Origin of the sequence: Anaplasma phagocytophilum (genome assembly GCF_023476575.1) — a bacterium.
In the GTDB taxonomy this organism is placed as follows: domain Bacteria; phylum Pseudomonadota; class Alphaproteobacteria; order Rickettsiales; family Anaplasmataceae; genus Anaplasma; species Anaplasma phagocytophilum_A.
Genome location: NZ_JAHLEX010000033.1, coordinates 1 through 11,035 on the forward strand (window position 1 = coordinate 1; position 11,035 = coordinate 11,035).

7 protein-coding genes and 4 pseudogenes are annotated in these 11,035 nt (G+C 42.7%); 4 read left to right on the plus strand and 7 right to left on the minus strand.

Translation table 11 applies throughout. The annotated features are described in order from the left end of the window. Nucleotides 1-147: 147 nt before the first annotated feature. Together KPX09_RS05785 and KPX09_RS05575 are read left to right on the plus strand one after the other, a co-directional pair. The gene (locus KPX09_RS05785) at nt 148-528 is read left to right on the plus strand and encodes a hypothetical protein (RefSeq protein WP_249548827.1); all 381 of its coding nucleotides are present in this window, start codon (nt 148-150) and stop codon (nt 526-528) included. A 377-nt stretch (nt 529-905) separates the two neighbouring features. After that, nucleotides 906-1,586 (plus strand): annotated as a pseudogene (locus tag KPX09_RS05575) (P44/Msp2 family outer membrane protein); the annotation flags it as partial. Here the strand turns inward: KPX09_RS05575 and prmC are convergent. The 4 genes from prmC to KPX09_RS02555 form a co-directional block, all read right to left on the minus strand. Further along, nucleotides 1,570-2,418, minus strand: coding sequence for a peptide chain release factor N(5)-glutamine methyltransferase (gene prmC, locus KPX09_RS02540; RefSeq protein ID WP_249548820.1), 849 nt, complete (start codon nt 2,416-2,418; stop codon nt 1,570-1,572). The pseudogene KPX09_RS05575 and the gene prmC sit on opposite strands and share 17 nt — an antisense overlap. Before the next feature lie 124 nt (nt 2,419-2,542). Beyond that, entirely contained in the window at nt 2,543-3,337 is a 795-nt protein-coding gene (gene map, locus KPX09_RS02545; protein WP_249548821.1) for a type I methionyl aminopeptidase, read from the minus strand. A gap of 10 nt (nt 3,338-3,347) precedes the next feature. Continuing rightward, a complete protein-coding gene (gene odhB, locus KPX09_RS02550; RefSeq protein WP_249548822.1) occupies nt 3,348-4,565 on the minus strand; it encodes a 2-oxoglutarate dehydrogenase complex dihydrolipoyllysine-residue succinyltransferase in 1,218 nt (405 codons plus the stop codon). A 92-nt stretch (nt 4,566-4,657) separates the two neighbouring features. Then, the gene (locus KPX09_RS02555; RefSeq protein ID WP_249548823.1) at nt 4,658-5,170 is read right to left on the minus strand and encodes a gamma carbonic anhydrase family protein; all 513 of its coding nucleotides are present in this window, start codon (nt 5,168-5,170) and stop codon (nt 4,658-4,660) included. A gap of 191 nt (nt 5,171-5,361) precedes the next feature. Between KPX09_RS02555 and KPX09_RS02560 the strand changes: the two are divergent. Beyond that, nucleotides 5,362-5,616: pseudogene (locus KPX09_RS02560) on the plus strand (P44/Msp2 family outer membrane protein); the annotation flags it as partial. Between the two features lie 279 nt (nt 5,617-5,895). Continuing rightward, nucleotides 5,896-6,593 (plus strand): annotated as a pseudogene (locus KPX09_RS02565) (P44/Msp2 family outer membrane protein); the annotation flags it as partial. Nucleotides 6,594-6,801: 208 nt separating this feature from the next. Here the strand turns inward: KPX09_RS02565 and recJ are convergent. From recJ to KPX09_RS05580, 3 genes and pseudogenes are all read right to left on the minus strand, one after another. After that, on the minus strand, nt 6,802-8,559 hold the full coding sequence (gene recJ / locus KPX09_RS02570) for a single-stranded-DNA-specific exonuclease RecJ (protein WP_249548824.1): 1,758 nt from the start codon (nt 8,557-8,559) through the stop codon (nt 6,802-6,804). Nucleotides 8,560-8,741: 182 nt separating this feature from the next. Further along, a complete protein-coding gene (gene icd, locus KPX09_RS02575; protein WP_249548825.1) occupies nt 8,742-10,175 on the minus strand; it encodes an isocitrate dehydrogenase in 1,434 nt (477 codons plus the stop codon). Between the two features lie 240 nt (nt 10,176-10,415). Further along, nucleotides 10,416-10,946, minus strand: a pseudogene (locus tag KPX09_RS05580) (P44/Msp2 family outer membrane protein); the annotation flags it as partial. Nucleotides 10,947-11,035: the final 89 nt, after the last annotated feature.

Sequence of the window (11,035 nt, forward strand, 5' to 3'; positions counted from 1 at the left end):
GCAGTCTCTAGGTATGTTTTGTCTCGTAATCTTTCGATTTCATATCTGGTTTATGTATAAGGATCTATTATTAGATAAGGTAAGGACATTGTTCACTTTGCTAAGGCTGTTGAAATCTCTCACCCTATCATCGATACCAAGGTTTGTGTGACCAAGAAGAATGGTGGAGCAAAATACGGAAAGTATGCGGCGGAATCGTACGTTAAAACCTCCACAAAGGGGGAAGTAGCACTGTGTGGAGGTGCTGGTCTGAGCGACCAAGGGGATGATAAGCCGGGGGTTTTCAAAGACTTTGTTGAGAAAACTCTATTAGGAAATGGTATCAAGAATTGGCCTACGTCTACAGCTAATCCGGCACACGCGAACGGACCAGCCCCGGTACAAAACGACAACGCCATAGCCTTAGCCAAAGACCTAGTCAAGGAACTCACTCCTGAAGAAAAAACCATAGTAGCTGGGTTACTAGCTAAAACTATTGAAGGTGGTGAGGTCATTGAGATTAGGGCGGTTTCTTCTACTCAGGCATAGTGAATTTGAAGAGTTCAATCTGCTGGTAGGGATATAGATATAGTAGAGCTATTATTAGGTGCGTATCTGAGGTTTTGTTATAAAACGATATATCATCTTGTTAGAAAGAAGACACATTAGAGGTATCAAAGTAAAAAATGCTGTTATTTAAGTGTTGATTCTCACTCATGAGTTAGCTCAGGTATGGTTACGATGAAAAACTGCTTGCGTCTGTGTCGCTCGGGATCCCACTGCAATTTATAGGTATCTATCTTACTATACTCAGTAACCTTTAACTCTGTCTTGGACTCGAGATTGTATCTATGTACCATGTACTTACATTGAGTTTTATTATAAGGCTCCCGGTTTAATCCAGGACCTTATTATTAGATAAATAAGGTAAGGACATTGTTCACTTTGCTAAGGCTGTTGAAATCTCTCATCCCATCATCGATACCAAGGTTTGTAGTGGAAGTCATGCACAGATCGACGGTAATAACGCGACAACGTACGATGCAGCGCCGGGGAATACGGACACTAAAACAGCTCAGTGCAGTGGCTTTGGGACTAGTGGAGCGTCGGGAGGACATGGTGCTTTGAATAAGTTTGTAAGCCTTACGGGAATAGGTGAGGGTAAAAACTGGCCTACGGGTCAGGCTGGGAAGACCGGTAGCGGTCCTGTAGTTGGGGCACCTAATAGTAACGCCACAGCCGTAGCCAAAGACCTAGTCAAGGAACTCACTCCTGAAGAAAAAACCATAGTAGCTGGATTACTTGCTAAAACTATTGAAGGTGGTGAGGTTGTTGAGATTAGGGCGGTTTCTTCTACTTCAGTCATGGTCAATGCTTGTTATGATCTTCTTAGTGAAGGTTTAGGTGTTGTTCCTTATGCTTGTGTTGGTCTAGGTGGTAACTTCGTTGGCGTTGTTGATGGTCACATCACTCCTAAGCTTGCTTATAGGTTAAAGGCTGGCTTGAGTTATCAGCTCTCCTCCGAAATCAGCACGTTGCTACCAGATTCAAGTCTCATACATGTTATTATGACACAATGTACTAATCTGATTAGTGTAGCCTCTTAAATATAACACACCTAGGCTTTGCTGCCAGATCGTGTACATAATGGCAAAATTTCATACCATATCTTAAAGCCTCAGTGCGTATCGCATGCTGATCTTCCCCAATTTCCAGTATAGCTTTGCCATCAGGCTTTAAACACCTGCGCAATATCTCAAAAATCTGTAGGTACTTTTCTATACCCCTCACACCCCCGTCTAATGCGACCATGGGCTCGTATAATCTCACTTCTGGTTGTAGTCTGGAAATCTTACACCTCTTAATATAAGGAGGATTGCTAACTATAAGGTCAAACTTTCCATTGCACTTCTCCCAGCTTGCTCTGTGTAAACGCACCCGTCCTGTCATTCCATATTGCTGCAGGTTTTGATGCGCAATTCGATAAGCCTTGGTACTTTTCTCAAAAGCAACCCCCACTGCATTTTTATAGTGCGATAATAACGCTATAATTATACATGCCGTCCCCGTGCCTAAGTCTGCAATAGTTATTCTGCGATTTCTGTTATGTAGCTTTATAGCTTCAGATACTATGGTCTCTGTGTCTTGTCGGGGATCTAGGACATCAGAGCTTACAGCAAAATCAATACTCCAGAATTCTCGTTTGCGTAAAATATGCGAAACTGGTACCCCGGCTAAACGCCTGGCAATAACTTCAAAAAATTCTTTTGTTTTTGCAGCAGTAACAACTAAGTCAGGGTTTATTAGCACCTCATGCTCACTTAAACCCAAAACATGGCCAGCAATAAGTCTAGCATCTAACCCAGGTGTATCTACTCCTACTCTTCTCAAAACTGAAGCGGCTTCGCTTAATAACACAGCAAGCTTACTAGCACTCATAAGTATATATTCCTAACTTCTCACGAAGTATGATTGCAAAACTTCTTATCAGCACATATCGTCATTAGAACATGCACCTAACATTACCCTGCCACGCGTTTTACACATAACAAAAACATCCTACTTAAAGGTATGGCGGGCAATGCCAATTTTTTGGTGACATAGTAAAAATCTCAACACCAGTTTCAGTTACACCCAAGGTATGCTCAAACTGCGCTGAAAGCGAAAAGTCTTTCGTTGTCACCGTCCATCCGTCTTTTCTGTCTAGCACAGTATGATGCTTTCCAGCATTGATCATTGGCTCAACAGTGAAAAACATCCCCTCCTGAATTGTAACATCATCCTCTTCGTCATAGTAGTGAACTATGTTAGGAGCAGCATGGAATTCTCGACCTATACCATGCCCGCAGTAATCCCTAACAATGGAGTATCCGTAACTTCTGATTTCTTCCTCTATAGCTAACCCTATGCTATTTAGCTTCTTACCTGGACGTATGACATCAATCGCCGCCATCAATGCCTTATAACTCGCCTCACAAATACGCTTAGCCTTAATCGAGACGTTATCACCAACCCAATACATCCTACTAGTATCTCCGTGCCAACCATCGAGGATTACCGTAACATCTATGTTCACTATATCGCCATTTTTTAACGCAACATCATCTGGGATGCCGTGACAAACGACAAAATTCTTCGAAGTACAAATAGACTTAGGATATCCCCTGTAGCCCAAAGGGGCTGGAATAGCCCCGGCAGCAATAATGAAATCATGACATAGATCATTTAGAGCATTAGTAGTCACACCAGGAACAACATGGGGCGTGATAAAATCAAGCACCCTGGCTGCAAGCATCCCAGCCCTTCTCATACAGGCAAAATCCTCTTCGGAGTGGATAGTTATTGTACCCCGCCCCATAAAAAACCCCCTAAATTCCTAGAGCCAATCTGTTAGGATCTTCTATATACTGCTTCACTCGCACCAAAAACGTCACAGCACCCTGTCCGTCAACTATCCTATGATCATAAGATAGCGCCAAATACATCATAGGCCTAATTTCTACCTTACCACCTATTGCTACAGGACGCTCTTGTATAGCGTGCATACCCAAAATTCCAGACTGAGGAGGATTAATGATAGGAGTAGATAACAATGACCCATACACGCCACCATTAGTAATAGTAAAGGTTGCACCAGACATATCAGAAACAGCCAGCTTGCCACTTCTTGCTTTTGTACTCAACTCAACAAGTGCTTGCTCCATTTCAGCAAGCGACATCTTTTCTGCCCTTCTGATAACGGGTACTACTAACCCTTTATCGGTACCTACAGCGACTCCAATGTTACAGTAGTCCCTATAAACTATATCGTCGCCTGAAATCTCTGCATTCAGTACAGGAATTTCTGCAAGGGCTAGCACAACCGCTCTGATAAAGAAGGACATAAACCCAAGCTTAACATCATACCTCTTCATAAAGGCATCTTTATACTTAGCTCTGAGCTCCATCACTCTGCTCATATCCACTTCGTTAAAGGTGCTGAGCGTAGCAGAGGTATTTTGTGACTCCTTCAGCCTCGCAGCTATAACCTGGCGAATTTTGCTCATTTTTACGCGTCTTTCACCCACCACGTCACCATGGCAACTCATCAGATTCTTGGGAATCTGGCTAGCAACTATACATTTGTCTTGTTCCCTCTTAACGCCTATACCCAAAGCCCTAGAAGTAGGGGTAGTATTGGCCTCTGCAATAAAATCTTCGACAGTAGGAGCTACTAAGCCTTTACCTTCAAGAACTGTCCTTTCCTGCCTTTCTTGAGTGTTTACTGTTTGTACAACAACGGGTTCGGCAGGCACTTCTTTGCTAGTAGGCTCCTTATTGACCACTTCTGCAGTAGCCTTGTCCTGCGTCCGTATGATAGCTAAGACTTGCCCCTTGGTAATCATTTCTTCATCTGCAACTCTCAACTCTGAGAGAATACCAGCAACGGGAGCTGATATTTCTAGAGAAGTTTTGTCCGTCTCAACAATGAAGAGAACATCTTCTGCAGATACAGTATCTCCCACCTTTTTCATTACCCGAATCGGAGCTTCTAGGATGGATTCTCCACCAAGATTCTCAGCCCTAACTTCTACAGCATCACCCATAAATACAAACCAGAACTAAAACAAAAAACACAGATTGAAAGGCAGTGTAATCACCAAAAGACACTAATGTCAAACCATAGATGAATACCCTGTTACAAGTATCCACGCGACAACGCTATGTAATTTTCAGCGGATTGCTGCAGGTATAAAATCTCCTCGTCCGTCATCATACGTAGAAACTTTGCAGGTCTACCCGCCCATAACTCTCCAGATTTTACAATCTTACCTCTAGTTAGCAATGAACCTGCAGCCAACATGCTGCTTTCTTCCATCACTACGCGATCCATCACAATTGATCCCATGCCTACAAAGGCATTATTCCTAATAGTACACGCATGCAATATACAGCTGTGCCCAATAGTAACGAATTTACCTATCGCCGTATCTCCGTGCATGCTATCTGTATGCACTACTGTATTATCTTGAATGTTTGTACCTTCACCTACTTCAATTTTATCTACATCACCTCTGAGTACGGTTCCATACCATATGCTGGCATTCTTACCTATACAAACATCTCCGATGATACGGGCATTACCTGCGATAAACGCAGTGCTATCTACAGATGGCGACACTCCTGCATAAGATACCAGCACTTCCCTCATAACTTCACAACCTCCAGTGTTCCTTTAACGGTACAGCACGATAGTGTTTTTAGCACACCATATCAGGACGCACCACCACTCTTAACAGATTTAACTGTAGCACACGCATCTTATACAGAACTTATATATTGTTATTCATAAAATGTACGGAAGATTAGTGGAATATCTTTCAGTTTCGAAAACACTAGTGAGTGTGCTCTCTAATCTGTCATTCACTACAGTTATTATTTAAGGTAGGAATACTGGAATACAGAGCAGAGTTTAGCAAGATAAGAGATTTTAGTATAAGGGAGAGTAACGGAGAGACCAGGGCAGTATATCCATACTTAAAGGATGGTAAGAGTGTCAAACTTGAGTCTAACAAGTTTGACTGGAATACACCCGATCCTCGGATTGGGTTTAAGGACAACATGCTTGTAGCTATGGAAGGTAGTGTTGGTTATGGTTAACTTTGTATGGTTATTTTCTGAGATATGGAAAGGTATTACCCATAAAATCTCATAGCGAAGATTGCATCTCGAAACTGTGGTACTATGAGAATACCTATGAGTATAGAAGAGCTTCAAAACAAGATAGTGATTTTAGAGATTGGGGTTCGAAGTTATAGAGAGCTATACTGTTCAGTATTCGTAAGTTACTCCTTTAAAATACCGGTAAGTGCACCAATTACCTATGTCTTGCTAGGTATAAGAAGAGTGTATGCAGTCACTCTTCTTATTAAAAACAAGACTAAGGGAATTAGAGATAGTGTAAGTATTATTAGAGAAATGAAGTATATACAGTATATCTACTAGCTAAGGAGTTAGCTTATGATGTTGTTACTGGGCAGACTGACAAGCTTGCTGCTGCTCTTGCCAAAATAAACGGTAAGGACATTGTTCACTTTGCTAAGGCTGTTGAAATCTCTCACCCTATCATCGATACCAAGGTTTGTAAGGCTTCCAGCAATAACAAGTATGGAGGTAGCGGCACGGACGGAGCTGCAAAACAGTGTGGTGTAGGCCACAGCAGTGGGGTGGAGAACGCAACGCAACTCAGGGGCTTTAGAACTGAGGTATTGGAAAAAGGGGCAGGATGGCCTGGTTCTGGGAAGACAGGTGCTGCTCATGATGACAACGCCACAGCCTTAGCAAAAGACCTAGTAAAGGAGCTCACTCCCGAAGAAAAAACAATAGTGGCTGGGTTATTAGCTAAAACTATTGAAGGGGGCGAGGTTGTTGAGATTAGGGCGGTTTCTTCTACTTCAGTCATGGTCAATGCTTGTTATGATCTTCTTAGTGAAGGTTTAGGTGTTGTTCCTTATGCTTGTGTTGGTCTAGGTGGTAACTTCGTTGGCGTTGTTGATGGTCACATCACTCCTAAGCTTGCTTACAGGTTAAAGGCTGGCTTGAGTTATCAGCTTTCTCCTGAAATCGCTTCCTAGGCTTCACAAGCGCAAGTTAATGCAAGGTATCGCTTATACGTGTGTATCGTAAATTGCAAGCCATAAGCCCACTCAAGCGTGCATAGTGCTGACTGCGGCTTTGGACAAAGAAAATGCGCGTCCAACTGAAAAATGATCTAACAGCTTTGCCATGCTAACATGATCTGGAACTCTGATGCAGAATAATGAGGAAGGAACTCTAACTTTTTCACGCAAACGCAAGATCGTCTATTATGAACTGTACATATTCATTACCCCGCCATTGATTCATGCTGACTTTGCCAAGCAGATGCACAGCTATACCTTCCTGCAGTAACCCTAGAGCAAGTTCTGTTCCTACACATTTAAAGCACATTCCCCGCACAGAAGCACCGCTTCCATCGTCAATCAAGCATTTTATGTGACTTTCTCCTATAATAGCGGGATTTTTTATACGCACATTCCTGAGTACAAATTTCGGTTCCGGGTTGCCAGGCCCGAACGGTTCTAATAATTGCAATTCTCTGCACAACGCAGAAGAAATGCCCGCAGTTGATAAAATACCGCTCGCGTGTAAAGCCTTTTGTATATTTATATCTTTGAATCTTTCTAAAAAGAACTTATATAGTGGCTCGATCTGACTTCTATGCACGGAAAATCCTGCAGCCATCTCATGTCCACCACCTTCGGGAATCAGTTTTTCCAACTTGGCGGATAAAACAGCAGCACCTATGTCAACACCCGTTACAGAACGAGCACTCGCTTTCCCTATGTCCCCATCTAGAGAAATGACAATTGTTGGTAAGAAAAAACGTTCTTTTATTCGACCAGCTATGATTCCTATAACCCCAACATGCCAATGTCCTGTGACCATGATGATATTCTTACCTTCATCAACAAGGAGTTCTGCCTGTGCCAGTGCTTCAGAAAGGCTTCTGTTCTCTATTTCCTTTCGCTCATTATTCAAATCAAGCAACATCGTGACAATTTTATTACACTCAATAGCATCATTGCTTGATAAAAGCCGCGCCCCCAAGCTTGAATTCCCTATTCTGCCTCCTGCATTGATGTGAGGACCTATGCAAAAACCGAGATGATAAACACTAGGCTTCTCTTCAATGCCTATCGCATCGGCAAGAGTTCTGAGCCCCATATTTCCTCGTTCTGACATCACTTTTAGTCCCTGTTTTACAAATGCCCTGTTTAACTTGAGCATTGGCATCACATCACAAACAGTCCCGAGGGCTACCAAGTCCAAATAATTCATTAAATGTGGTTCATTTTCTTGCTGAAAATACCCTGCTTGTCTCAGAGTTTTATTCAACGCAATCAACAACATAAAGGAAGTCCCCACACCCGATAAATACGTGTAAGTTGACGTCTCATCGAGGCGATTCGGATTTATAATGGCTATCGCATCTGGTAGTGTGGGAGACCCTATGTGGTGGTCCACAACAATTACATCTAATCCCTCTGCCCTAGCAACTGATATTGGCTCATGCGCAACAGTACCGCAGTCTACTGTGATACATAAGCTACACCCCTTCTTTCTAAGTTTTATTAGTGCTTCTGAATTTGGGCCGTACCCCTCTTTTAAGCGATCGGGGATGTAAACTTCCGCGGTAACTCCTATGCTCTCGAAATACCTCTTGAGCATTGCCGAAGAGGTCGCCCCATCAACATCATAGTCACCAAAAATTACTATCCTTTCTTTCTCATAAATGGCTTTTAATATCCTATCGACAGCCTTTCCCATATCCAACAGATGGAAGGGATCCGGCAGAAGAAGCTTTAAAGTGGGAAACAAGAAATCTCTAATATCATCTATAGGTATGCGTTTTATAGCTAAGACATGTGCTACGATTTCAGAAAGTCCGAACTTCTGTTTTATCGTGAGTACATCTCTGTATGTCGCGTTATGCACCTTCCATACGGCTCTACTTACTCCCGTACATAAGACTACTTCTTCTGCTGAGCTTTGTAGCATACTGCACCAAGTTCCTAATATAGGCCGTCAATTTTGTGCACACTGCCCCTCAGAAGCAATGATTATTTATTATAAGAAGCAGCACTCCACAACTCGCCCGTGAAGAGCATATCCTGCGTAACGAAACTTCCCCTTCACAGTAACGCTCATCAAAAGCTGATAACCGCTCAATTATTAACTGTCTACGGCGTGAAAAAGCCCTCCTCTCCATCAAATGTGTATAGTTTGACCAATTTTACAACGTCAAGACCAAGCCCTTCAAGGCAAAGTAATAATTGACTAACGGAAGTAGAATCCGCGTCCTCCTGTGGATCACAGAAGAATCTACATGTCAAAAGATCAATATACGAATAAACACATGGAGCATTAGGCCATAACTCCAAGCCCTTCGCATGCATGAGACGTAGTTTTACAAAAGGCGGAAGGGCCGCCGCTAAAGATTGCACCAATTCATTAAACCCGGCACCACCCGACCAATGGATTGTTACATCCGCTCCGACAAATACCTTCTTGGAGGTACCTGGCACACATTCATAGTGCACAGCCTCCTCGGTATTCTTATTTATCAACATGCTGCGCAGATACTTTGGGGAAGTTCCAAGATTATCTACAACAGCCTGCGCAAACTCAGTGGTAGAAGCCCTACTAGAGCTTGTTTTTGCATTGTAAATATCAGCAGTATGTATACCATCTTCTAGAGTTTTCAAAAAGGCATTATGTATAACCTGGGCAGTGGATTCTTGTCCAATATGCACCAGCATCTGCACGGCAGCGTTAAGTAGCCCTGACGGATTCGCTATATTTTGTCCGGCTATATCTGGTGCAGAACCGTGTACTGCTTCAAACATTGCGTATTCGTCTCCGAGATTTGCGCTACCTGACAGCCCAATGGAGCCTGAAGCCACAGCCACAATATCTGATAATATATCACCATACAGGTTAGGGGTTACTACTACATCGTATTCTTCAGGATGCATAGCAATCCTTGCCATGCCTATATCCACAATACAGCACTCTGCAGGTATATCAGGGTACATTGCAGCAATTTTTTGAAAGGCACCGCGAAATGCCCCATCCGTCATTTTCATAATATTATCCTTGATCAGACAGGTCACCCGCTTTCTATTATGGCTTCTGGCATAGCGAAACGCGTACGCACACAGCCTTTCGGAAGCAGATCTTGTGGTAATTTTATCACATACACAGGCATCTTGAGATATCCTGTACTCTACACCACAATATGTGTCCTCTTCGTTTTCGCGGACTACAACGATATCGAAATTGGTACTTCCGGTAGCTATTATAGGAGAATATGTGACACAGAGACGCACATTTGCGTATAAACCTAAGCTCTTACGTAAGGCAACATTTAAGCTCTTATGTCCCCCACCCTGAGGAGTCATAGTAGGAGACTTCAATAAGACTTTGGTTCTACGGATAGAAGCCCAAGAAGACGGAGCAATGCCACAGGGCCAGTCCCTTTTATACTGTGCATGACCTATCTCCGCAGTTTCCACTGCTATATCCGCCTGTGCTTCTTTTAAGACTAGAAGTACAGCCTCCATAATTTCCGGTCCTATACCATCTCCATAAGCTACTGTTATCGGTACCGACATTTTCTTCCCTGTCCAAAAAACGCAGTAGTATAGCGCATCTTTGTAGAATCAGGAAGTACCTAAGATTGTACAGCCCAAGGAACCTGACTGTATTTTCCGTTCTATACGAAAATTTAACTTATGGAACTATCATTACTAGTGATATTAATGCTGCAACATTACGGACAGCTACAACATTATAGTAACGGTATTTGATATTCTATCCTGGCTATAGACTCCGTAACGTGACGCTTTAACACATCACAAGAAACAAAAAACATGGTGAGTCACATAACAAGTTCTACCTAGACCAACACAAGCATAAGGAACAACACCTAAACCTTCACTAAGAAGATCATAACAAGCATTGACCATGACTGAAGTAGAAGAAACCGCCCTAATCTCAACAACCTCACCCCCTTCAATAGTTTTAGCTAGTAACCCAGCCACTATTGTTTTTTCTTCGGGAGTGAGATTCTTTACTAGATCTTTAGCTACGGCTGTGGCGTTACTATTAGGTGTACCACTCTTTACACTACTGTCATGATACCTCCCCGTAGGCCAATTCTTACCTTCTATAAGTTTCACAGCCTCGACAAACTTACTAAACGGTTTGTCCGGAGCAGCCGCACTCAATCCGCTACACTGCGCTGTTTTTCCACTTGTTGGTTCTGCCTCAAAATCTGTCGGACTCCCACTAGAATTTTTCGAATGAGTCCCGGTACAGACTTTCTTATCGATGTTAGGATGAGAAATTTCAACAGCCTTAGCAAAGTGAACAATGTCCTTACCTTATCTAATAAGAGCACCCTATACATAAACCAGATATGAAATCGAAAGATTACGAGACAAAACATACCTAGAGACTGCTTTTAGATATT